This is a genomic window from Rhodococcus sp. Eu-32 (assembly GCF_003336925.1).
In the GTDB taxonomy this organism is placed as follows: domain Bacteria; phylum Actinomycetota; class Actinomycetes; order Mycobacteriales; family Mycobacteriaceae; genus Rhodococcoides; species Rhodococcoides kyotonensis_B.
In genome coordinates, this window is record NZ_QGNK01000008.1 from 214,440 (window position 1) to 238,429 (window position 23,990).

19 protein-coding genes are annotated in these 23,990 nt (G+C 66.1%); 13 read left to right on the plus strand and 6 right to left on the minus strand.

Features of this window, described 5'->3' with window-relative positions; translation table 11 throughout:
* Window positions 1–9: 9 nt before the first annotated feature.
* Together DK926_RS12475 and DK926_RS12480 are read right to left on the minus strand one after the other, a co-directional pair.
* Window positions 10–867, minus strand: a complete 858-nt coding sequence (locus tag DK926_RS12475) for an ABC transporter permease subunit (RefSeq protein ID WP_068420849.1) — start codon at window positions 865–867, stop codon at window positions 10–12.
* The gene (locus DK926_RS12480; protein ID WP_114330638.1) at window positions 864–3,755 is read right to left on the minus strand and encodes an alpha/beta fold hydrolase; all 2,892 of its coding nucleotides are present in this window, start codon (window positions 3,753–3,755) and stop codon (window positions 864–866) included. Before DK926_RS12480 ends, DK926_RS12475 begins: the two co-directional genes overlap by 4 nt.
* 183 nt (window positions 3,756–3,938) lie before the next feature.
* On the opposite strand from DK926_RS12480, the gene DK926_RS12485 reads away from it, so the two are divergent.
* Entirely contained in the window at window positions 3,939–4,391 is a 453-nt protein-coding gene (locus tag DK926_RS12485; protein ID WP_068420853.1) for a universal stress protein, read from the plus strand.
* 53 nt (window positions 4,392–4,444) lie between these two features.
* On the opposite strand, the gene DK926_RS12490 is transcribed toward DK926_RS12485, so the two are convergent.
* The 3 genes from DK926_RS12490 to DK926_RS12500 form a co-directional block, all read right to left on the minus strand.
* A complete protein-coding gene (locus DK926_RS12490) occupies window positions 4,445–6,679 on the minus strand; it encodes an ATP-binding domain-containing protein (protein ID WP_114330684.1) in 2,235 nt (744 codons plus the stop codon).
* A gap of 226 nt (window positions 6,680–6,905) precedes the next feature.
* Window positions 6,906–8,078, minus strand: a complete 1,173-nt coding sequence (locus tag DK926_RS12495) for a DoxX family protein (protein ID WP_114330639.1) — start codon at window positions 8,076–8,078, stop codon at window positions 6,906–6,908.
* 130 nt (window positions 8,079–8,208) lie between these two features.
* The gene (locus DK926_RS12500; protein WP_114330640.1) at window positions 8,209–8,898 is read right to left on the minus strand and encodes an MBL fold metallo-hydrolase; all 690 of its coding nucleotides are present in this window, start codon (window positions 8,896–8,898) and stop codon (window positions 8,209–8,211) included.
* A gap of 242 nt (window positions 8,899–9,140) precedes the next feature.
* Here DK926_RS12500 and uvrA point away from each other — a divergent pair, with 242 nt between their 5' ends.
* Entirely contained in the window at window positions 9,141–12,080 is a 2,940-nt protein-coding gene (uvrA, locus tag DK926_RS12505; protein WP_114330641.1) for an excinuclease ABC subunit UvrA, read from the plus strand.
* A 64-nt stretch (window positions 12,081–12,144) separates the two neighbouring features.
* Here the strand turns inward: uvrA and DK926_RS12510 are convergent, their stop codons facing one another.
* The gene (locus tag DK926_RS12510; RefSeq protein WP_114330642.1) at window positions 12,145–12,516 is read right to left on the minus strand and encodes a DUF1844 domain-containing protein; all 372 of its coding nucleotides are present in this window, start codon (window positions 12,514–12,516) and stop codon (window positions 12,145–12,147) included.
* A gap of 467 nt (window positions 12,517–12,983) precedes the next feature.
* Here DK926_RS12510 and infC point away from each other — a divergent pair, with 467 nt between their 5' ends.
* The 11 genes from infC (at window position 12,984) to DK926_RS12565 (ending at window position 23,989) form a co-directional block, all read left to right on the plus strand.
* Complete coding sequence (gene infC / locus DK926_RS12515) at window positions 12,984–13,607, plus strand: translation initiation factor IF-3 (protein ID WP_217266246.1); 624 nt, start codon at window positions 12,984–12,986, stop codon at window positions 13,605–13,607.
* Window positions 13,608–13,695: 88 nt separating this feature from the next.
* Window positions 13,696–13,890 (plus strand): 50S ribosomal protein L35, encoded by a 195-nt coding sequence (gene rpmI / locus DK926_RS12520; protein WP_068420865.1) that lies wholly within the window; start codon window positions 13,696–13,698, stop codon window positions 13,888–13,890.
* Window positions 13,891–13,980: 90 nt separating this feature from the next.
* Window positions 13,981–14,370, plus strand: coding sequence for a 50S ribosomal protein L20 (gene rplT / locus DK926_RS12525; protein WP_068420867.1), 390 nt, complete (start codon window positions 13,981–13,983; stop codon window positions 14,368–14,370).
* 38 nt (window positions 14,371–14,408) lie between these two features.
* Window positions 14,409–15,233 carry an RNA methyltransferase gene (locus DK926_RS12530; protein ID WP_068420868.1) on the plus strand — a complete coding sequence of 275 codons (825 nt, stop codon included), beginning with the start codon at window positions 14,409–14,411 and terminating at the stop codon, window positions 15,231–15,233.
* 49 nt (window positions 15,234–15,282) lie between these two features.
* Window positions 15,283–16,353, plus strand: a complete 1,071-nt coding sequence (gene pheS, locus DK926_RS12535) for a phenylalanine--tRNA ligase subunit alpha (RefSeq protein ID WP_114330644.1) — start codon at window positions 15,283–15,285, stop codon at window positions 16,351–16,353.
* A gap of 43 nt (window positions 16,354–16,396) precedes the next feature.
* Window positions 16,397–18,883 (plus strand): phenylalanine--tRNA ligase subunit beta, encoded by a 2,487-nt coding sequence (gene pheT / locus DK926_RS12540; RefSeq protein WP_114330645.1) that lies wholly within the window; start codon window positions 16,397–16,399, stop codon window positions 18,881–18,883.
* 38 nt (window positions 18,884–18,921) lie between these two features.
* A complete protein-coding gene (locus tag DK926_RS12545) occupies window positions 18,922–19,506 on the plus strand; it encodes a hypothetical protein (protein ID WP_114330646.1) in 585 nt (194 codons plus the stop codon).
* A 79-nt stretch (window positions 19,507–19,585) separates the two neighbouring features.
* Complete coding sequence (argC, locus tag DK926_RS12550; RefSeq protein ID WP_165839563.1) at window positions 19,586–20,653, plus strand: N-acetyl-gamma-glutamyl-phosphate reductase; 1,068 nt, start codon at window positions 19,586–19,588, stop codon at window positions 20,651–20,653.
* Window positions 20,650–21,876, plus strand: coding sequence for a bifunctional glutamate N-acetyltransferase/amino-acid acetyltransferase ArgJ (gene argJ / locus DK926_RS12555; RefSeq protein ID WP_114330647.1), 1,227 nt, complete (start codon window positions 20,650–20,652; stop codon window positions 21,874–21,876). Before argC ends, argJ begins: the two co-directional genes overlap by 4 nt.
* Window positions 21,873–22,796 (plus strand): acetylglutamate kinase, encoded by a 924-nt coding sequence (argB, locus tag DK926_RS12560; protein WP_114330648.1) that lies wholly within the window; start codon window positions 21,873–21,875, stop codon window positions 22,794–22,796. The genes argJ and argB overlap by 4 nt, the downstream gene beginning before the upstream one ends.
* Window positions 22,793–23,989 carry an acetylornithine transaminase gene (locus DK926_RS12565; protein ID WP_114330649.1) on the plus strand — a complete coding sequence of 399 codons (1,197 nt, stop codon included), beginning with the start codon at window positions 22,793–22,795 and terminating at the stop codon, window positions 23,987–23,989. Before argB ends, DK926_RS12565 begins: the two co-directional genes overlap by 4 nt.
* Window position 23,990 lies beyond the last annotated feature (1 nt).

Below are 23,990 nucleotides of genomic sequence, written 5' to 3' on the forward strand. Positions count from 1 at the left end.
GAACGAGTGTCAGCTCGTGATGTCCTTTGTGGAGAAGCGCCGCCACGCGACGATTCCGAACACGGTTGCGTAGGCGAGAGCCGAAAACGCACCGACGAGCATGTCGTTCCATTCGATCGTCGGCGACAACGTGTCGGTCCACGCGCTGAAGTAGTGTCCGGGCAGGTAGTTGCGCAGCGATCCCAATGCGGTGATCTGGTCGAGGATCTGCGTCAGGATCGACGTCATCACAGCCCCGCCGACGGCTCCGAGAGGTGCGTCGGTGAGCACGGACAGCAGCATCGCCAGCCCCGCGACCCACAGCAGGTTCACCGCGATGTACACGATGGCGATCATGAGCCTGCCCAGAGCGTCGACGTACGGGAGACCGTCCCCGAACGGCGTCACCAGGGGTTCGGCGCCGTACAACGCAGTGCCCAACGCCAACGACACGGCCACCAACACCAGGATCGCGACGATCGACAACGTGGCCGACACCAACGCCTTCTGCAACAGCAGGCGCGTGCGCGGTACCGGAATGGCGAGGAGGTACCGCAGTGACGACCACGACGCCTCGCTGGCCACCGAGTCGCCGAAGAACAGCGCGACGACGACGATCAGCAGGAATCCGACCGACATGAACAGGGTGAACACGGTGAAGTTGACGCCACCGCGTGTGCCGAGTTCGATCAGACCGCCGGCGTCCGCGTCGTCGGACGACCGCCCGATGGCGAACGCGATCGCCAGGATCACCGGGAGCAACGCGAGGAAGCCGATGGCGAGTTGTGTTCGCCGACGGCCCAATTGGCGTCGCAGCTCGGTGCGGAACGGCAGCGTCCGTCCCGCCTGATACCCCGGGGCGCGCCCGTCGGTGTGCGTCGTGCTCATCGGTCGCCCTTCGTCGAGGCCACGGGTTCGGAATCGGTGACCGCGGCAGTCGCGTTCGCGGGGGAGTCACCGTGGACGAGTTCGAGGAACACGTCCTCGAGCCGGGTGGACTGAGACACACCGCGCACGTCGAGTCCTGCATCCACCAAGGCCTGGACGACGACGCCGGGATCCGTGGTTCCCAGGTCCACGCGGAGTGTGCCGTCGTCGGTCACCTCGGGCGTGTGGCCCGTCTCGGCCACCACCTCGGCTCCGCGTTCGGGGTCGCTGACGCGAATGTCCGTCAGTCCGCCCGAGGCCGTCAGTTCCTTGACGGTTCCCGTGCTGATCACCGAACCTCGGTTCATCACCACGACGTGCGTACACGTCTGCTCGACCTCGGCCAACAGATGGCTCGACACGAGCACCGTTCGACCCGTGCGCGCGTAGTCGATCAGAACGTCCCGCATCGCTCGGATCTGCGGCGGGTCGAGACCGTTGGTCGGTTCGTCCAGAACCATCAGATCCGGCAGCCCCAACATCGCTTGGGCGATCGCGAGGCGCTGTCGCATTCCCTGGCTGTAGGACTTGACCTTGCGTTCGACGGCAGCGCCCAGGTCGGCGATCTCCAGCGCCTCGTCGAGGTGCGCTTCTTCCAGCGGACGTCCGGTCGCCTGCCAGTACAGACGGAGATTTTCGATACCGCTGAGGTGCGGCAGGAAGCCGGACCCCTCGACGAACGATCCCAGTCGCGACAGCACAGGAGCGCCGGGGGAAACCTTGTGTCCGAAGACTCTGATCTCACCGCTTGATGGCGTGATCAGCCCCATGAGCATGCGAAGCGTCGTCGTCTTGCCCGCACCGTTGGGGCCAAGAAGTCCCAGCACCTGTCCCTGCTGGATCGCGAAGCTGACTCCGTCGACGGCTTTGAAGCCGTTGGAGTAGGTCTTGGCCAGATCGGTGATGACGAGGGGAGTATCGACCAGCGACTCGTCGACCTCGGCCACGAGGCGACGGCGCGACCGAATCACATTGACTGCAACGAGAGTCGCGACGGCGACCGCGATCGCCCCGATGCCGACGAGTGGAGCGATCGGAACCGAACTGTTCCCGCGTGCGACACCGTCGACCATGGGCACGGTGAGCACCGGTTCGTCGAGCGCGACGACGAACTGGGCAGGCTGCAGCGGAACGGCGTACGCCTGATCCGTCGTCGACACCGAGACCTCGACGCGATGCCCTTCCGGAACCACGTAGCTGATGCCTGGCAGTGTCACGGTCACCGGAATCGGCCCGTCGTTCACCGTGTCGGGCAACCGAATCGGCGCGACCGCTCCTCCGGGAAGGGTTCTTCGACCGTCCGGCCCGACGTCGTAGAACTTGACGAAGAGAACGGCTTCCTGCGGCCCGGCGAATGCGCCGACTCGGAGGTTCACGCGCGATGCACCCGTCACCGACAGCGGGGCGGTGAGCGGTTCGCTGGTGAACGTTGCCGATTGACCGGGAATGTCGGCTGCCAGTTGTGCTCCCGCGGTGGTCGCCGTCAGCGTCGACAGGACCGAACCGAGGCCAGGGACCGACGAGATCGCCGACGGGGATGCGCCCGGTGGGCGGATGATCGTCTGTTCCCCGGTCGTCGTATCGGCGGAACCGGACGGCGACAGCGGAACCGGTACCTCCTCGGTGGACGACGGCTGATCCGACGCCAAGCCGGGGTAGTCGGCCGCGGTCATTCGCCGGTCACGCGACCTCTGCTGCCCAGCCGCCGACCCTTCGAGCGTGTACGCGAAGGGCGCAACCGCCGAATCCGTCTCGCCGCGAAGGTGCGCGTCGAGGAAGTCCTTCATCGCGTTGTCGGCGCTGCCGTTGGTGCCGCCGGCGTCGTGGCCGCCGCCGAACCAGCGCACCTCGACATCGCCTCCCGCGTCGGCGATCTGACGCGCGGTGGCGTCGGCCTGATCGAGGCCGAACAACGTGTCCTGCACACCTTGGACGAGGAGCGTCGGCGCCGTGATGTTCGACGCGACCGCGGCGGGAGAGTGAGCGGTCAGCAGCGCGAGAAGCTCGGGCGACGGCACACCGGTGACAGCCGATTCGCCGTAGGCTGCGCAGAATTCGGGCGCGAAGCGGCCACAACCGGGTGCACCGCCTGCCGCTTCCGGGGGTGTGGTGGACGAGTTGTCGGACGCACCCGATGCGCTGCCCGCGCCGAAAAACACTCCGGCCCAGCCACGTTTGAGTACTCCTGGCCCGCCGTACACGGACCCGGCCGGGGTGGTGATGGCACCCAGAGCATCGCGACCGGCGTCGGACGTCACGCCGTAATTGGGAAAGAGCGCCTGTCCCAAGTCGTTCCAGGTGATGGCGGACGCCACCGCGTCGACACGCGGGTCGGTGCCGCCGACGCTCAGCGCGAGCGCGCCGCCGTACGACCCCCCTGCGACGCCGACGCGTGGGTCTCCCGGTCCGTCCAGTTGCACCTCGGGTCGGTCGGCGAGCCAGTCGATCAGTGCCCGCCCGTCGGCGACTTCGCGGTCCGGATCGTTCAGTGAGATGGTCCCGGTGCTCGTCCCGAACCCTCGTGCGCTGTAGGTCAACACGGTGAAACCGTCCTCGGCGAGGGCGCGAGCCTGCCCGTCGACCGAGAATTTGTCGCCGCCGAACCCGTGCGCCAGAAGGACTGCAGGTGCGGGAGTCGATTCGGGAACGTAGAGACGCGTGTCGATGTCGACGGACTCGGGGGAGCCCGGGCTCTCCGGTACGGTCACCGTCGTGTCGAGGGTGGCGATGTCCGGTGCCGAGTCGAAGGGGCGTACGACGAAGATGACGGCAATGCCTACCACGGCGGCAATCGTCAGGGCCGCGAGAAGGACGGCCCTCGATGACCGTCGCGGCCGGGGGATCTGCATGAAACCAATCTAGGTGAGACCACCGACTCGTGTTGTCGGCGAAGTTCGCCTCAGGAAAGCCGGATACAGATAGTGTCATCGCAGACATCGCGGGGCCTGCACGTCGGGGCCTGTGACAGACCACGAAACAGCAGGAACGAAGCGCCACACGGCATGTGACGCAACCTACAACTGGAGGAATGAATGAGTGCCTACCGCACCGTAGTCGTCGGAACCGATGGCTCCGAATCGTCGTTGCGGGCCGTGGAGAAGGCTGCCGCACTGGCAGGTGACGCCGACGCGAAACTCGTCATCGCCTGCGCCTACTACCCGGCGGATCCGAAGGAGACGTCACAGGCCGCCGACGCCCTGCGCGAGGACGCCTACCAGATCACCGGTTCGGCTCCTACTCACGACATTCTCCGCACCGCACGGGAGCATGCGACGAAGGCGGGCGCGAAGTCGATCGAGGAGCGTGCCATCGTCGGTTCCCCGGTCGAGTCACTGCTGCAGTTGGTCGACGACGTGAAGGCAGACCTGCTGGTCGTCGGTAACCGTGGTCTGAACTCGTTGACGGGTCGTCTGCTCGGATCCGTTCCGTCGGACGCTGCCCGCAAGTCGACGTCGGACGTGCTGATCGTGCACACCGTTCGCTGACGTCCTGCCCGAGAACGGCACGGTGAGCACACGCTCACCGTGCCGTTCTCGTGTCAGGACACGGCTGCGTCGAAGGGCTGCAGCGCGGCGAGTTCGTCCGGCAACGGTTCCGTGTGGACGACGCCGAGACGCTGAGTCGCACGGGTCAGCGCGACGTAGAGATCACCCATTCCACGTGGTGATTCGGTGACGATGGCCGCGGGTTCGACGATGAGCACCGAGTCGAACTCTAGGCCTTTCGCGTCCTTCACCGTCGACACCGTCACGTACTCGGACTTCAAGGACGAGAACGCGTCGACGAGCGTGTGCGGTACGAGTACGGCGCTCAGACCTGGCCGCGGATGCTCGTCGACGCGTGCCTTCACGACGTCCGTCAAGTCGTCGGGGTTCACGTGCAGCGACCACGGATGCCGACCCGAGTCGCGGACCGAGCGGGGAACCGCCTGCACGGGGTCGATCGAGGCGAGCACGTCACGCGCCACCGTCATGATTTCCGACGGCGTGCGGTAGTTGACGGTCAGTTCCGTACGCTTCCACCGTTGTGCGACATACGGTTCCAGTACTTCGCTCCACGACGTCGTTCCGGCCGGGTCGCCTGTCTGCGCGACGTCGCCGACGAGGGTCATCCATCGATTCGGTATCCGGCGCATGACCATTCGCCACGCCATGTCCGACAGTTCCTGCGCTTCGTCGACGATGACATGCCCGTACGTCCAGGTTCGGTCGCCAGCCGCGCGCTCCGCGGTGGTCAGCCGAGCACCTGAATCCTGGCGCTGCGCAAGCTGACTGGCGTCGATCAGGTCGTAGGCCATGAGGATCTCGGGGTCGAGTTCGTCCTCCAGATCCTGCGGTGCCGAACCGGTGAGGATGTCCAGTGCGCCCTGCGCGTCCGCAATCTGATTGCGCCACTGCCGGTTTGCGCGCTCGCGTTCGGCGGCGTCGTCGATGCCGAGAAGCTCGGCCAGTTCGTCGAGCAGGGGAGCGTCGCCCGTGCTGAACCGTCTGCCGACGCGCAGAAGCGCCTGCCGTTCGTCGTCGGTGAGGTTCGGGGCCGCGGACGCCAGCCGTTCTTCGGAAGCGAAGAGTTCCAACAACACCTGCTGCGGGGACAGATCCGGCCACAACTCGTCGATCGCGGCCATCACGTCGGCGTCGTCGCGCATCTCGTCGCGCATGTCGGCGATGTCGTGGCGGCTGAGGAGGCTACCGCCGTCGACGAGGTTCTGGCCCAACGTGTCTGCAAGCTGCTGCGCAAGCTGATCGATGACGGACGAGACGAACAGCGGACGCGCGAGATTGTGCGGCCGCCGCGACGACCGGGCGCGACCTCGCGCCCGGGTGACGATCTTCTTGTCGAGTACGATCTCGTACGTGTCGAAACGCAGGCGTTTCGGCGCGGAAGGAACTTCCTGACGATCGCGTACCGCTTTCGTGAGCACCGCGATCATGTCGGTCGAGCCCTTCAGCTGCGCCGCGGTGATCGAATCCTCCAGCGTCGCACGCACTCCCGGGTACAGGTTTCCGACCGTCGACAGCAGGACACCGGTCTCACCGAGTGACGGGAGAACCTGCCCGATGTAGTCGAGGAACGTGGCGTTCGGTCCGATGATCAACACACCGCTCTTCGCGAGCTGCTGTCGGTAGGTGTACAGAAGGTACGCGGCGCGGTGCAGCGCGACGGCGGTCTTGCCGGTACCCGGACCACCCTGAACCACCAGAACGCTGCGATGCTCGGAGCGGATGATCGCGTCCTGTTCGCTCTGGATGGTCTCGACGATGTCGTTCATGTGCCCGGTGCGGGCCGCGTCGAGAGCCGACAACAGAGCGCTCTCACCAGCGACGCCGGTGGCCGACGCATCGAGGCCTGCATCTTTCGCGGCCGCGAGATCGAGGTACTCGTCGGCGATGGAGGTGACGCGTCGGCTCCGACTGCGGATGTGTCTGCGCCGGACGACATCCTCCGGTGCCGCCGTCGTCGCGAGATAGAACGGACGTGCCATCGGAGCACGCCAGTCCAGCAGCAGGGTCTCGTAGTCGTTGGCCTCGTCGAGGATGCCGACACGGCCGATGTACCGGACGGGGTTGTCGTCGCCCGACGGCTGCAGATCGATGCGGCCGAAGCACAGACCGTTCTCGGCGGCGTCGTACTTGGCGATGTCGTCGTTGTAGAGCTGACTGAACGACTCTCGTTCGCTCCGAGCCTGCGGGGTGCCGCCGGTTTCGAGAAGAACGGTGCTCAGTCGATTCTGCGCGTACCTGCGCAGTGCGTCGAGCTGGTCGTACAGCATCGTGACGTACGCCTGCTCACGATCCTGCTCGCTCGGTGCTTCCTCGGTGACGGTCGTGGGGTCGGAGGAAGGGTGGCCGTCGTCCGGCAAAGGGTCTCCTCGGGAGTTCGGCAGAAGAATTCGATGGCGCGAAATTCGCCCAAGCAGTCTACGACGTGAACGGGCCCCGCCGCAGAACCGCAGTTCAGGACGGGGCCCGATCGATCAGGTGGTGAAACTCCAGGTGCTACTTGGAGAACTTCTGCACGCGCTTGTCGAGGTCCTTGCGAGCCTTCTCGACCTTCTTCTCCAGCTTCGCGCGAGCCTTCTCGGTTGCCTTGTCGAAATCGCGGCTCTGCTTCTCGGCCTGCTTGCGTGCGCGCTTGCTGAGGCCCTCGGTGCGGTCGGCGGCGATGTCGACCCACTTGCTGCCGCGGTCCTGCGCCAACTCGGCCAGCTCGGAGCCACGCTTCTGTGCCTTGTCGGCCAGCGTCGATCCGCGCTTCTGAGCGAGGTCGGCCAGATCGGATCCGCGATCGGCCGCCCGGTCGGCGAGCTTCGATCCGCGCTTCTGCGCAATCTCCGCGAGCTCCGAACTGCGGTCGGCCGCCTTGTCGGCCAGCTTGGATCCGCGCTTCTGAGCGACGTCGGCGATCTCGGAACTACGGTCGGCTGCCTTGTGTGCCCATCGGGACAGGACGGGCTGCGCGGTGTCGGCGAGCTCCGAGCTCTTCTCGGCGGCGACGTCGGCCCAGTGCGAGACGACCGGCTGCGCGGTGTCGGCGAACTGCGAGCTCTTCTCGGCGGCGACGTCGGCCCAGTGCGAGACGACCGGCTGCGCCGAATCTGCGAAGCTCGCACTGCGAGCAGCCGCGACCGAAGCGAGTTCCTTGACGCGATCGGATGCGGTGCCGAGGCGGTCGGCGGTGTCGTGCGAGCCGGGGAGTGCCGACGAGATCGACTCCGATGCCTTGCGAGCCGCACGACGGCCGCGCCACGCGAGCGACGGCTTGCCCTCGGTGTCGACCGCGGCGATCAGAAGTCCGCCGAGGAGGCTGACGTTCTTGAAGAACTGGGTGCGCTGAGCGGCCTTCGCCGCGGGGTCGGTCTCGTTCCAGAACGCGTGACCGGCGACCGTCGTCGGAACGAGGCTGCCGGCGAGAGCCAGCGACGCGATACGCGGCGCCTTGCCGGTCGCGAGCAGCAGCCCGCCACCGACCTGGATCGCGCCGTTGATACGGACCAGCGTCTCGGGATCGTCGGGAACGTTGGAGGTGACGCTGTCCGGCAGCGCGTCCTGTCCCTGGGAGATCAACGGTGCCGCGGCCTTGGCTTTCCCAGCGGGATTCCGGAGCGCGTCGATGCCTCCCGCGATGAAGATGGTCGACATCAGCGGACGGGCGATTCGGCGGACGAGCATTGACAGCCTCCTGCGTAGTTCGTGGACAACGTCGATGTACGACGCGTCCGACAGGAGCTCGCCCCCGTCGACCCGCGTCGATCCACCGTATCCATACCCGGGAGTTCCGGAGTTCAAGCGCGAGCGTGTTTCACCAGCCGCGCTGGCGCCATTCGTCCAGGTGCGGACGCTCGGCGCCGAGCGTCGTGTCCTTGCCGTGGCCCGGATAGACGACGGTGTCGTCGCCGTATTCGTCGAACAACTTCGTGCTGACGTCGTTCAGCAGGGAGGTGAATTTCTCGGGATCGGACGTCTTGCCGACGCCACCCGGGAACAGGGAGTCGCCGGTGAACAGGTGCGTGACACCGGACTTCGAATCGGTCAGCGCGAGGGCGATCGATCCGGGTGTGTGACCACTGAGATGAATGACGTCGAAAGTGAGTTCGCCCACCTCGACGGTGTCTCCGTCGGCCAGCAGTCGGTCGGGAGCGACCGGCAGTGGTTCGGCGTCGAGACTGTGCGCGGCGGTGGGCGACGCGGTGCCTCCGGCGATGTCTTCCAATGCCTGCCAGTGGTCGGCGTGCTGGTGAGTCGTGACGATGAGCGCCAGGGTCGGGGCGTTCTCGTCGATCAGCTGAGACAAACGCGTTGCGTCGTTGGCCGCGTCGATGAGCAGGGACTGGCCCGTCTCGGAACAAACGATGAGGTAGGCGTTGTTGTCCATCGGGCCGACCGAAATCTTGGTGATGGTGCCACCCGTGATCGTGCGCCGTTGCGGGGCAGATTCCTGCGACACTGCGCCGGTGTAATGGTCGTCGATGACCATGAGGTGCTCGTCCATTTGGTGGACGCTACCGTCGCCCTCGACGCGTCGCCGCCCCGCCCCTCGGGAGCCGGTTCGGGCGGGCAGCGGGTGGCGAGAAGAGCCAGGTAGGTCGAGCGGTCCACCGAACTTGTCGGTGGGTCGGCCTAGCATTGCTTCTGCGTGAGGTCATACCTCGCGCAGGCTTTACATGAGTTTCGGTTCGACTGTTCGGGTACGAACGTCGGTAGGCCAGCTCGTTCGACAAAGAAGGGAACACAGTGGCGGATCGCCTGGTAGTACGGGGTGCGCGCGAACACAACCTGCGGGGAGTCGACATCGACCTCCCACGCGACAGCCTCGTCGTCTTCACGGGCCTGTCCGGATCGGGTAAGTCGTCGCTCGCGTTCGACACCATCTTCGCCGAGGGCCAGCGTCGCTATGTGGAGTCCTTGTCCGCCTACGCGCGCCAGTTCCTCGGTCAGATGGACAAACCGGACGTCGACTTCATCGAGGGTCTGTCGCCGGCCGTGTCGATCGACCAGAAGTCGACCAACCGGAACCCTCGATCGACCGTGGGCACGATCACCGAGGTCTACGACTACCTGCGCCTTCTGTACGCGCGTGCAGGCACGGCCCACTGCCCGGTGTGCGGCGAGAAGATCGCCAAGCAGACGCCGCAGCAGATCGTCGATCAGGTGCTGGCGATGGAGGAGGGCACCAAGTTCCAGGTCCTGGCACCCGTCGTGCGCACCCGCAAGGGCGAATTCGTCGACCTGTTCGAGTCGCTGAACACCCAGGGATACTCGCGTATCCGCGTCGACGGTGTCGTGCACCAGTTGACCGACCCGCCGAAGCTCAAGAAGCAGGAGAAGCACGACATCGAGGTCGTCGTCGACCGCCTCACGGTCAAGGCCAGTTCCAAGCAGCGTCTGACCGACTCCGTCGAGACCGCCCTGCGCCTTGCCGACGGCATCGTCGTCCTCGACTTCGTCGACCGCGACGAGAACGCCCTCGATCGTGAACGTCGGTTCTCCGAGAAGCTCGCGTGCCCCAACGCGCACCCGTTGTCCATCGACGATCTGGAGCCGCGGTCGTTCTCGTTCAACTCCCCGTACGGCGCATGTGGGGAATGCCTCGGACTGGGCGTGCGCAAGGAGGTCGACCCCGATCTGGTGGTACCCGACCCCGAATTGTCGCTCGGCGAGGGTGCCATCGCTCCGTGGTCGATGGGCCAGACATCCGAATATTTCGGACGTCTGCTGTCCGGTCTGGCCGACGCCATGGGCTTCGACCTGAACACGCCGTGGAACAAGCTGCCCGCAAAGGTGAAGCGAGCCGTCCTCGAAGGCAGCGACCACCAGGTCCACGTCAAGTACCGGAACCGGTACGGCCGGACCCGCTCCTACTACGCCGAGTTCGAAGGCGTCATGCCGTTCCTGCACCGTCGCCTCGAGCAGACCGAGTCCGAACAGATGAAGGAGCGGTACGACGGCTACATGCGCGAGGTGCCGTGCCCGGTTTGCGGCGGCGACCGTCTGCGCCCGGAGATCCTGTCGGTCACCATCGAGGCCGGCGGTTTCGGGCCGAAGTCCATCGCCGACGTCTGTCGGTTGTCGATTTCCGAGACCGCGGACTTCCTGAACAGCCTGACCCTCGGTAGCAAGGAAGAGGCCATCGCAGGGCAGGTGCTGAAGGAAGTACAGGCGCGCCTCGGCTTCCTGCTCGACGTCGGCCTGGAGTACTTGTCGCTGTCGCGCGCGGCGGGGTCACTGTCCGGTGGCGAGGCGCAGCGCATCCGATTGGCGACACAGATCGGTTCCGGTCTCGTCGGCGTTCTGTACGTTCTCGACGAACCGTCCATCGGTCTGCACCAGCGGGACAACCGTCGCCTCATCGACACGTTGACGCGTCTGCGCGATCTGGGCAACACGCTGATCGTCGTCGAGCACGACGAGGACACCATTCGGACGTCCGATTGGGTCGTCGACATCGGGCCGATGGCAGGCGAGCACGGCGGCCGCGTGGTACACAGCGGGTCGTACCAGGACTTGCTGACCAACGAGGAGTCGCTCACCGGCGCCTACCTGTCGGGTCGGATGGAAATCCCACTGCCGGACTTCCGCCGAGTCGTGGACAAGAAACGTCAGATCACCGTCGTGGGTGCGCGTGAGCACAACCTGCGCGGTATCGACGTCAGCTTCCCGCTCGGCGTCCTGACATCCGTAACGGGCGTCTCGGGATCCGGCAAGTCGACACTCGTCAACGACATCCTCGCGACCGTCATGGCCAACAAGCTCAACGGTGCGCGTCAGGTGCCGGGGCGACACACCCGCATCAACGGTCTCGATCAGCTCGACAAGCTCGTGCGGGTCGACCAGTCGCCGATCGGCCGGACGCCGCGCTCCAACGCGGCCACCTACACCGGTGTATTCGACAAGATTCGTACGTTGTTCGCCGCCACCACCGAGGCGAAGGTGCGCGGCTACCAGCCCGGGCGATTCTCGTTCAACGTCAAAGGCGGCCGGTGCGAGGCGTGTTCGGGCGACGGAACGCTGAAGATCGAGATGAACTTCCTGCCCGACGTCTACGTGCCGTGCGAGGTGTGCGAGGGCGCCCGGTACAACCGCGAGACGCTCGAGGTGCACTACAAGGGCAAGACCATCGCTCAAGTTCTCGACATGCCGATCGAGGAAGCCGCCGAGTTCTTCGAGCCGATCAGCTCGATCCATCGCTACTTGAAGACCTTGGTCGAGGTCGGGCTCGGGTACGTCCGGCTCGGCCAGCCGGCGACGACGTTGTCCGGCGGTGAGGCACAGCGAGTCAAGCTCGCTTCCGAGTTGCAGAAGCGGTCCACCGGCCGCACGGTGTACATCCTCGACGAGCCCACCACGGGTCTGCATTTCGAGGACATCCGCAAGCTGCTCGGTGTGGTCAACGGCCTCGTCGACAAGGGCAACACCGTCATCGTCATCGAGCACAACCTGGACGTCATCAAGACGTCCGACTGGATCATCGACATGGGTCCGGAAGGTGGTTCCGGCGGCGGAATGGTTGTGGCACAGGGTAATCCGGAGGATGTCGCCGCCGTGCCCGAGAGCTACACGGGCAAGTTCCTGCAGGAGGCGCTGACGCGTGAGCCTGTGGCTCAGCCGAAGAAGGCTGCGGTGAAGAAGGCTCCGGCGAAGAAGCGTGGTCCCCGCAAAGCCGCTGCGGTGTGACCTCGTTCGAGCGCTCCGCCCTCTACACGCATGTGTGTAGAGGGCGGAGTCGTCTCTGGTGGGGTCAGTACACCGGGCCGGTGTACTTCTCGCCCGGGCCCTTGCCCGGCTCGTCCGGGTGCGCCGATTGTTCGCGGAAGGCCTTCTGCAGAGCCTGCAGACCTTCACGAATGGGTCCTGCGTGCGGCCCGAGGTATTCGACGGACGCAGTGACGAGGCCTGCGAGAGCCGTGATGACGCGTCGCGCCTCGTCGAGATCCAGGTAGGGGCTTTCCGACGGATCCGCCTCGGACAAGCCGAGCTTCTCGGCGGCGGAGCTCATGAGCATCACGGCTGCGCGGCTGATGACCTCGACGGCGGGGACGTCGGCGAGTTCGCGCACGTCGTGCTCGGCGTCGTTGCCGGATTCGGGGGTGCTTGTCATGTCTTCGAGCATTTCATGCCGTCGAAGATGCGCCGACGGACCACTGCCGATTCGTCGTCGGGCGGGGTGCCCTGGTAGAGTCTTCCACCGACCGTCTTCGACGCGCGCACTCGCAAGAGTTCGTTCGTACGGAGGCAGCAAGTGGAGCCCGACTCCCACCGGCATGCAGCACAATAGTTGCTTCCGGTCCGGTCGCTCGACACATCGGAGTTCGATCGCAGCATTCAGGCGATTGCCTCGGATGGCCGAGCTTTCTCGTCCAGTACGAGAAGATCCATACGGCGTGAGCCGGGTGTGATCGACCGGTCGACATCGGGCCCTGCGCCAGCGGAATGCTGGAGCAGGGTTTTTTCGTTGTAGAGGGCAGTGTCCTTTCGGGGACGTGTCCTGACGGCGAGATGTCGAAGGACCCGGGCAGGCGGGCTGTGCGACAGGCAGGCGGTCGGCTCGACACCACACCGCACTACCTAGGAGGCCCCATCAGCACTGAGACCCGCATCAACGATCGCATCCGTGTTCCCGAGGTTCGACTCGTCGGACCCGGCGGTGAACAGGTTGGCATCGTGCGTGTTGAAGATGCACTCCGCTTGGCTCTCGAAGCCGACCTCGATCTCGTGGAAGTGGCTCCCGACGCACGTCCGCCGGTCTGCAAGATCATGGACTACGGGAAGTTCAAGTACGAGGCAGCGCAGAAGGCGCGTGAGTCGCGCAAGAACCAGACCCTCACGGTGATCAAGGAGCAGAAGCTCCGTCCGAAGATCGACGCCCACGACTACGAGACCAAGAAGCGCAACGTCATCCGCTTCCTTGAGGCCGGGTCGAAGGTCAAGGTCACCATCATGTTCCGTGGTCGCGAGCAGTCCCGCCCCGAACTCGGCTTCCGGTTGCTGCAGCGTCTGGGCGCAGACGTTGCCGATCTGGGATTCGTCGAGACGTCCGCAAAGCAGGACGGCCGCAACATGACCATGGTTCTGGCTCCTCACAAGGGCGCCAAGACCCGAGTGAAGGCGCAGGAAAGCGCCGCCGCTCCGCAGGCGCAGCGTGCTCCGGCACCTGCCCAGCCCGCATCCGGCGACGCCCCGGCCACGCCGCCTGCAAGCTAGACCAGAACACGTAAGAACCCTGCCGACCGTCGGTCGGCAGGGTTACAGCCGAGCAAGACCGAAGAGCACTACAGAAACCGAGGACTCCATGCCCAAGCAGAAGACCCACAGTGGCGCCAAGAAGCGATTCAAGGTGTCCGGCAGCGGCAAGATCCTGCGTCAGAAGGCCGGCCGTCGCCACCTGCTGGAGCACAAGGCAACCAAGGTGACTCGTCGCCTCGACGGTGTCGCAGTCGTCACGAAGGCCGACGAGCCGCGGGTCAAGCGCCTGCTCGGCCTCTGATCTGGACTTCGTAGCCGGCGGCCGAGCCGTCGGCCCCTCCCTTTTTCCATCCGGGGTTCGTAGAAGCCCCCAGATCGACAGGATTCACCAGTGGCACGCGTAAAAAGGGCCGTCAACGCCCAGAAGAAGCGCCGTTCGATTCTCGAAGCGTCCAAGGGCTACCGCGGACAGCGCTCACGTCTGTACACCAAGGCCAAGGAGCAGCAGCTCCACTCGCTGACCTACGCCTACCGCGACCGCAAGGCGCGCAAGGGTGACTTCCGCAAGCTGTGGATCACGCGCATCAACGCTGCAGCTCGCGCGAACGACATCACCTACAACCGCTTCGTCCAGGGCCTGAAGGCTGCGGGCGTCGAGGTCGACCGCAAGATCCTCGCGGAGCTTGCCGTCTCGGACGCCGCGGCATTCGCCGGCCTGGTCGCAGTGGCCAAGGCTGCTCTGCCTGCCGACGTCAACGCTCCTGCCGGAGAAGCAGCCTGAGCAGGTTGACTCACGTCGATCCAGACCCGAAACGACCCGTGGACACGCTCACCGAGCGCACCCCACGGGTCGTTTCGGCTGTCAAGCTCCTGCGTGCGGCCGAGCGTCGCAAGACGGGCCTGTTCCTCGCCGAGGGAAGCAACTCGGTCACCGAAGCGCTCGCGGCCGGGGTCGTCGAGCAGCTGTTCTTCCGTGACGACTCCGCCGACCGCAACCGCCTGGTCCTCGACGCCGCCGCCACCGCAGGGGTGCGTACGTACCCGATCAGCGAACGAGCCGCGAAAGGTCTGTCCGACACGGTCACGCCGCCCGGCATCGTCGCGGTGTGCCGAACGATCGACGTCGACGTCCCGACCGCGCTCGACGGAACGCCGCAGCTCGTTGCCGTCCCGGTGGAGGTGTCCGAGCCCGGGAACGCGGGAACCGTCGTTCGCGTCGCCGATGCGGTCGGTGCCGATGCGGTCGTGCTGCTCGGCGACGCGGTCGACCCGCACAACGGCAAGTGCGTCCGCGCGTCTGCGGGCAGTCTGTTCCACCTGCCGATCGCGCGAGAGCGCTCGATCGACACGGGTATCGAGGCCCTGCGCGCGCGCGGGTTGACCGTTCTGGCGACCGCCGCCGACGGTGAGGTCGACCTCGACGATGCCGACGAGTTGTTGAGCGGGCCGACGGCGTGGCTGTTCGGCAACGAGGCGCACGGGCTCGCACCGTCCGTCGCGGCGAACGCCGACCATCGCGTACGAATCCCGATTCACGGGCGAGCGGAGAGCTTGAATCTCGCGACGGCCGCTGCCATCTGTCTGTATGCGAGCGCACGCGCCCAGCGGCAGTCCCGTCGTGATCGATCCGGCCACCTCGCCTAGGATCGAAACGTTCTCGAGCGACCTAGACCATCAAGGAGTTGCACCTCTCGTGGCGAAGAAAGAAGGCGGAAACGCCCAGCCCGTCGATCCCAGTGTGCTCGAGGCATCTGCCCTCGACGCCGCGACGAACGAGGCGGAGAAGGCGTTCGCCGACGCGCGGGATCTCGACGAACTGACGTCGGTGAAGATCGAGCACATCGGCAACCGTGCTCCTCTTGCCCTGGCGCAGCGCGCACTCGGGTCGATCCCGGGAGATCTGAAAGCGGAGGCGGGCAAGCGCGTCAAGGTTGCCCGCGATCGTGTGCAGAAGGCATTCGACGCGCGCCGCGAGGTCCTGTTGGCCGAGCGCGACGCCGCGATCCTCGTCGCCGAGACGATCGACGTGACCTTGCCGTCGAACCGCCGTCCCGCCGGTGCTCGCCACCCGATCACGATCATCGCCGACCAGGTCGCCGATGTGTTCGTCGGAATGGGGTGGGAGGTCGAGGAAGGCCCGGAGGTCGAGGCCGAGCACTTCAACTTCGACGCCCTCAACTTCCTGCCCGATCATCCCGCGCGCACGATGCAGGACACCTTCCACATCGCGCCCGAGGGGTCGCGTCAGGTCCTGCGTACGCACACCTCGCCGGTTCAGGTGCGGTCGATGCTGTCGCGTGAGGTTCCGATCTACATCGTGTGCCCGGGTCGTACGTTCCGTACCGACGAACTCGACTCGACGCACACGCCGGTATTCCATCAGGTCGAGGGTCTGGCGATCGACAAGGGTCTGACGATGGCCAACCTGCGTGGCACGCTCGACGCGTTCGCACGGGCACTGTTCGGCGAGGAGACTCGGACGCGCATGCGCCCGAACTACTTCCCGTTCACCGAGCCGTCCGCCGAGGTCGACGTCTGGTTCCCGAAGAAGAAGGGCGGCCCGGGCTGGGTCGAGTGGGGCGGCTGCGGCATGGTCAATCCGAAGGTGTTGCAGGCCAGTGGAATCGACCCCGAGGTGTACTCGGGCTTCGCGTTCGGCATGGGCTTGGAGCGGACGCTGCAGTTCCGCAACGACATTCCCGACATGCGCGACATCGTCGAAGGCGACATTCGCTTCACGATGCCGTTCGGCGTCGGCGCCTGACCTTCATTCCTGCATCAGACACGTAGAGAGAGCTGAACGCACCGTGCGAGTTCCACATTCCTGGTTGACCGAGGTTCTGCAGCGATCCACGCCGCAGTGGCAAGTGACTCCCGAGGAGCTCGACGAGGGCTTCGTCCGGGTCGGGTTCGAAGTGGAGGAACTCGATTCCCTCGACACCGTCACCGGTCCGCTCGTCGTCGGACGCGTGACGTCGATCGAGGAACTGACCGAGTTCAAGAAGCCGATCCGCTTCTGCCACGTCGATGTCGGCAACGACGAGCCGCAGGAAATCGTCTGTGGAGCACGGAATTTCGCCGAGGGCGACCTGATCGTGGCGGCCCTACCGGGCAGCGTGTTGCCGGGCGGCTTCGCGATCGCGGCGCGCAAGACGTACGGCAAGACGTCCAACGGCATGATCTGTTCGACGGCCGAACTGGGCCTCGGCAGGGACTCGTCGGGCATCCTGGTTCTGCCGGAGGGTACCGCCGCGCCTGGTGACGACGCGAAAGTCGTTCTCGGGATGGATGATTCGGTCATCGAATTGAACGTCACGCCGGACCGCGGTTACGCGTTCTCGGTGCGCGGCCTCGCCCGCGAACTCGCGAGCAGCTTCGATCTCGATTACGCCGACCCCGCCGCGGGACCGGTGCAGAACAACGAGGGCGACACCTGGCCCACGACGGTCGCACCCGAGTCCGGCGCGTCCAGGTTCGCGTTGCGTAAGGTCAGCGGGATCGACCCGAAGGCGGTCACGCCGTGGTGGATGCAGCGCAGGCTGCTCCTCGCCGGGATACGGCCGATCTCTGCCGCCGTCGACGTCACGAACTACGTTCTGCACGAGCTGGGCCAGCCACTCCACGCGTTCGACGCGGCGAAGCTGACCGGCGGAATCGTCGTCCGCCGCGCGAAGGCGGGGGAGAAGCTGACGACGCTCGACGACGTCGAACGCACGCTCGACGCGGAAGACGTCGTCATCGCCGACGACTCCGGCGCCATCTCGCTCGCGGGCGTGATGGGTGGCGCGTCGACCGAGGTGGGCGACGACACCGTCGACGTCGTTCTCGAAGCCGCGACGTTCGATCCGCTCGCGGTGTTCCGCACCGGTCGTCGTCACAAGCTGTCGAGTGAAGCGAGCAAGCGCTTCGAGCGCACGGTCGACTCCGCCCTGCCGGTAGCGGCGCTGGATCGAGCCGCTCAGCTGCTCGTCGAGATCGCAGGCGGTCACGTCGAGCCCGTCCTGACCGACATCGGATCGGTGCACACGTTCCCGCCTGTCCGGATCGACATCGATCTCCCGGACCGGGTCGCGGGCGTCACCTACCCCAACGGGGTCGCGGCGCGTCGCCTGACCCAGATCGGTTGTGACGTCGAGGTCGGTGTCAGCGACAGTGGACACGGCGAGCTCGTCGTGACGCCGCCGAGCTGGCGTCCCGACCTGCAGCAGCCGGCCGACCTCGTCGAAGAGGTACTGCGTCTCGAGGGTCTGGAGCAGATCCCGTCCGTGCTGCCGGCTGCACCGGCCGGGCGTGGGCTGACCCCGACGCAGAAGCGGAAGAGAGCCGTCGGAAAGTCTCTCGCTTTCGCGGGGTACGTCGAGGTGCTCCCGACGGTCTTCCTGCCCACCGGTGTGTTCGACATCTGGGGCCTGCCTGCCGACGATGCTCGTCGTCGGACGACGTCGGTGCTCAATCCTCTTGAGGCCGACCGCCCTGAGCTCGCGACGACAATCCTGCCGGGGTTGCTGGAGATTCTGGCGCGCAACGTGTCCCGCGGTCAGCGCGACCTATCGCTGTTCGGAATCGCCCAGGTCGTTCTGCCCGGCGACGACACCGCCGCAGTCGAGGCTCTGGCCGTCCACACGCGTCCGAGCGACGAGGAGATCGACCGACTGCGCGCTTCGCTGCCCGCACAGCCGGTGCATGTCGGCGTCGTGCTGTCCGGACAGCGTGAGCAGTCGGGTCCGTGGGGCCAGGGACGTGCCGCGGAGGCGTCGGACGCGTTCGACGCGGCGCGCACGGTCGCGGCGGCTGCGGGCGTCGACATCGAGTTGCGTGCTGCGCAGTACCTGCCGTGGCATCCGGGCCGTTGCGCCGAAATCCTCGTCGACGGTGTCGTCGTCGGGCACGCGGGTGAGCTGCATCCGGCGGTGCTCGAGCGAGCGGACCTACCGGCGCGCACGTGTGCCGTCGAGCTGAATCTCGATGCATTGCCGATCGTCGAGTCGCTGCCCGCACCGGTCGTGTCGCCGTTCCCCGCGGTCCTGCAGGACGTGGCAGTCGTCGTCGACAGATCGGTTCCTGCAGCCGACGTCGAATCGGCCCTTCGGATGGGTGCAGGCGAGTTGCTGGAAAGTCTTCGCCTGTTCGACGTGTTCGAAGGCGAACAGGTCGGCGAGAACCGGAAGTCGCTGGCCTTCGCGCTCGTGTTCCGCAGCTCGGAAGGAACGTTGACGGAAGCGCAGGCGACGGAGGCGCGGGACGCCGCCGTGGCCGCTGCTGCGGCGGCAGTGGGCGCAGAACTTCGACGCTGACCCTCCCGGACTCGCGCCGAAGTACGTAGCGTGGGGGCATGAGCATTCACGGGGTGGAGGGCAGGTCCGACGTCGCGGTGTTACGGGAGGTCCTGGCCGCAGTGTCGGGCCGCCCGGCGCTTGCGCCGCTGCACGCGACCGCATCGGCACTGCTGGCCGAACTCGACACGGCGAGTTCGGACGAACCGTCGTCCGTTCCGCCCGGGGACATCCCGGACGTGGACATTCCACACGTGACCGAACCCAGAATCGACCAGCCATTGGGTGATCCTCTGGGCGGCACACCGACCCAGCTTCCTCGGCAGACGATCATCGACGCCGAGTTGGTCGACGACAGCGCAATCGACGGGGCGATCGGCGGTGGCGTCAGCGCAGGCCTGTCCAATCACGAGTCACCGACCGGCTACACCGATCAGGGCGTTCCGACGTGGGACTCGGTTCGCGGCAAAGTGGAGGGCCGGTCGGCGATGGCCCTCGGCGCGGAGGAACTAGATCAGAGCAGTCCGGCCGGCCGCTCTCTCGACGAGCAGTGGAACGACCGTGAAGAAGCGGGTCGCAAGAAGCTGGACGAGATCCGTCGATCGATGGAGCCTCCTTCGGAGCACGTGCACAAAAATACATAGCGGCTATGCACTTTCATGCACAGGGGACTGCCCGACCCCGCTCATGAATGAGCTTGCACGATGATGCATAATCAATCGTATGAACGCTCGGATTGATGACGTGGAGACCTCTCCGCTGCGGATCGCCGTCGCGGGGGCAAGCGGATACGCAGGTGGCGAGGTTCTGCGCCTGCTGCTCGGACACCCAGGGGTGGCGTCGGGTCGCCTCGTGATCGGTTCGCTCACCGCAGGCGGAAACGCCGGCTCGGCGCTCGGTGAGTTCCATCCGCACCTGCTCCCGCTCGCCGACCGAATCCTCACGGAAACCACCATCGACGAGCTGTCCGGCCACGACGTCGTCTTCCTCGGACTTCCGCACGGCAAGTCGGGGGAGATCGCCCAGCAGCTGCCGGAGTCCGTCGTGATCATCGATTGTGGCGCCGACTTCCGCCTGTCCGACGCGTCCGCGTGGGAGAAGTACTACAAGTCGGCTCACGCCGGTACCTGGCCGTACGGTCTGCCCGAACTGCCCGGTCATCGTGAGAAGCTCGTCGGCGCGACGCGCATTGCCGTGCCCGGCTGCTATCCGACGGTCTCGTCTCTTGCTCTCGCTCCGGCAGTTGCGGCCGGCATCGTCGAACCGCGCGTCAACGTCGTCGCGGTCAGCGGCGCATCGGGTGCGGGTCGCGCCCCGAAAGCGGACCTGCTGGGCGCGGAGATCATGGGGTCGGTGCGGGCATACGCCGTTGCGGGCGCGCACCGGCACACGCCGGAGATCGCGCAGAACTTGTCCGCGTTGTCGCCGGAGCCGGTGACGGTGTCGTTCACTCCCGTTCTCGCGCCGATGCCGCGCGGCATCCTCGCCACCTGCACCGCAGTGACGACGGCGACGCAGGAGCAGGCCACCGAGGTCTACGAAAAGGCCTACGCTGCGGAGCCTTTCGTTCATGTACTCGGCGCAGGTCGCCTACCGCAGACCGGTGCGGTGATCGGGTCGAATGCCGTGCAGATGAGTGTGTCCGTCGACGAGGACGCAGGTCTGCTCGTCGTGGTCGCCGCGGTCGACAACCTGACCAAGGGGACCGCAGGAGCCGCGATCCAATCGATGAATCTTGCCTTGGGCATCCCCGAGACCGATGGTCTCTCGACAGTTGGAGTCGCACCGTGAGCAGCGCCACCGAGGCACAGGCATTGTCGGGCAAGCTCGTTCGCAGTCAGGGCGTCACCGCGCCCGCCGGGTTCCGCGGTGCGGGTATCGCGGCCGGAATCAAGGCGAACGGCAAGCCCGACTTGGCGCTGGTGTTCAACGAGGGCCCGGACACCACCGCGGCAGGTGTCTTCACGCAGAACAAGGTGAAGGCTGCACCGGTGCTGTGGTCGCAGCAGGTACTGCAGACCGGCAAGCTTCGTGCTGTCGTTCTCAATTCCGGTGGCGCCAACGCGTGTACGGGCGCGCCGGGGTTTCAGGACACGCATCGCACTGCGGAGGAAGTCGCACGTGCACTGAGCAATTGGGGTACGGAGACGGGTGCCGTCGAGGTCGCGGTCTGCTCGACGGGTCTGATCGGTGACCGTTTGCCGATGGACAAGCTGATTCCCGGCGTCACCGAAGTCGTGCACGAACTCGCGGGAGGAATCTCCGGCGGGACCGACGCGGCATACGCCATCATGACGACCGACACCGTCCCTAAGCAGGCCGCCTTCCACCACACCGACAAGTGGAACGTGGGCGGTATGGCCAAGGGCGCAGGCATGCTCGCTCCGTCGCTCGCCACGATGCTCAGTGTCGTCACCACCGACGCCGTCGCCACCGCACAGCAGTTGAACGAGGCGTTGCGCAACGCGACGAGACTGTCGTACGACCGCCTCGACGTCGACGGCGCCACGTCGACCAACGACACCGTGCTGCTGCTCGCGTCCGGTGCCAGTGGCGTGACGCCGACCCAGGACGAACTGAACGCCGCTGTCCTGGCCGTCTGCGACGACCTCGCCGATCAGATGATGGCCGATGCCGAGGGTGTGACGAAGCGGGTGAAGGTCACGGTGTCCGGCGCCGCGTCCGAGGACGATGCGTTGATCGGTGCACGTACCGTCGCACGCGACAGCCTCGTCAAGACCGCGCTGTTCGGGTCCGACCCCAACTGGGGCCGTGTGCTCGCGGCCATCGGCATCGCGCCGATCGAGCTGAACCCTGATCGAATCTCGGTGTCGTTCAACGGCAGTCCCGTCTGCGTCGACGGCGTCGGCGCGCCCGGTGCAAGGGACGTCGACCTGTCCGGCGAGGACATCGAGGTCGTCATCGACCTCGGAATCGGTGACAGCTCGGTCACCATTCGAACGACGGATCTGTCGCACGCGTACGTCGAAGAGAACTCGGCGTACTCGTCATGACCGCACCCGAACTGTCGGCGTCGCAGAAGGCGCACACACTCGCCGGAGCACTGCCGTGGCTGCAGCGGTTCCACGGCAAGATCGTCGTCGTCAAGTACGGCGGCAACGCCATGGTCGACGACGAGCTCAAACGCGCATTCGCCGAAGACATGGTGTTCCTGCGCACCACCGGTATTCAGCCGGTCGTTGTGCACGGAGGCGGCCCGCAGATCACGGCCATGCTGTCCAAGCTCGGTATGACCGGTGAATTCCGCGGCGGCTTCCGCGTCACGACGCCCGAGGTCATGGACGTCGTGCGCATGGTCCTGTTCGGTCAGGTGGGCCGAGAACTCGTGGGGCTGATCAACAGTCACGGCCCGTACGCCGTCGGAATCTCGGGCGAGGACGCGCACCTGTTCACCGCATCCAAGCGCGAGGTGATGGTCGACGGCGTCCTCACCGACATCGGTCTCGTCGGCGACGTCACATCCGTCAACCCCGACGCGGTACTCGATCTCGTTGCGGCAGGGCGCATTCCGGTGGTCTCGACCATCGCACCCGACGCGGACGGTGTCGTGCACAACATCAATGCAGACACCGCGGCTGCCGCACTCGCCGAGGCGATCGGCGCGGAGAAGCTCGTCGTGCTCACCGATGTCGAAGGGCTGTACACCGATTGGCCGGATCGGTCGTCGTTGACGTCCGAGATCGACCCCGACTCGTTGGCCGCGCTGCTGCCGTCTCTCGACGCGGGGATGGTCCCGAAGATGGAAGCATGCTTGCGTGCCGTCCTCGGGGGTGTGCCGTCCGCGCACGTCATCGACGGGCGCGTGCCGCATTCGGTGCTCGTCGAACTGTTCACGGGTGAAGGCATCGGCACCATGGTGGCCAAGCTGCCCGTATCCGACTCGAACACTACTGTCACAGGGGGCCTTTCATGAATGATCACGGGACAGCAGACCTCCAGACCCGGTGGTCGAATTCGCTGATGGACAACTACGGCGTTCCTCGCGTCGCGCTGGTGCGCGGTCAGGGGGCCGTCGTGACCGACGCCGACGGCAAGGACTATCTCGACCTGCTGGCCGGCATCGCTGTCAATATTCTCGGACATGCACATCCGGCCGTCGTCGATGCGGTGACCACACAGCTTTCGACGCTCGGTCACACGTCGAACCTCTACGCGACCGAACCCGGTATCGCTCTCGCCGAACAGTTGCTGTCGCACCTCGGTGCGGGCACCCACGGCCGAGTGTTCCTGTGCAACTCGGGAACCGAGGCCAACGAGGCCGCGTTCAAGATCGCACGTCTGACCGGGCGTCCGAAGATCATCGCCGCGCAGAAGGCGTTCCACGGCCGCACGATGGGTGCGCTGGCGCTCACGGGCCAGCCGGACAAGCGCGCACCGTTCGAACCGATGCCTGCCGGTGTGCACCACGTGCCGTACGGCGACGTCGCCGCACTCGAAGCAGCCGTCGACTCGGATACCGCCGCGGTCTTCCTCGAGCCGATCATGGGCGAGGGTGGCGTCGTCGTCCCGCGGGAGGGCTATCTTCTTGCCGCGCGGGAAATTACGGCACGCCACGGTGCGCTGCTGATCCTCGACGAGGTGCAGACGGGTATCGGCCGGACCGGATGGTTCTACGCGCATCAGGCCGTCGGCATCGTGCCGGACGTCATCACCCTCGCGAAAGGACTCGGCGGCGGTCTGCCGATCGGAGCCTGCATCGGCATCGGCGAAGCAGGCAACCTGCTGCATCCCGGCAAGCACGGCACGACGTTCGGCGGAAACCCGGTATGCGCGTCGGCGGCTCTCGCGGTTCTGAAGACCATCGCCGACGAGGATCTCGTGTCCCACGCCGATCGTCTCGGCAAGGTCATCACGCATTCCATCGAAGAACTGAACCACCCGCTGGTCGATCACGTACGGGGCGCAGGCCTGCTACTCGGCGTCGTGCTGACTCGAGCCGTCGCGCCCAAGGCCGAAGCCGCAGCGCGTGACGCCGGGTTCCTGATCAACGCCGCACAGCCCGACGTTCTACGCCTGGCCCCGCCTCTCGTTCTCACCGAGGAGCAGGCGGCGACGTTCGTCACGGCCCTGCCCGCAATTCTCGACACAGCCCAGGAAACGGAATAAC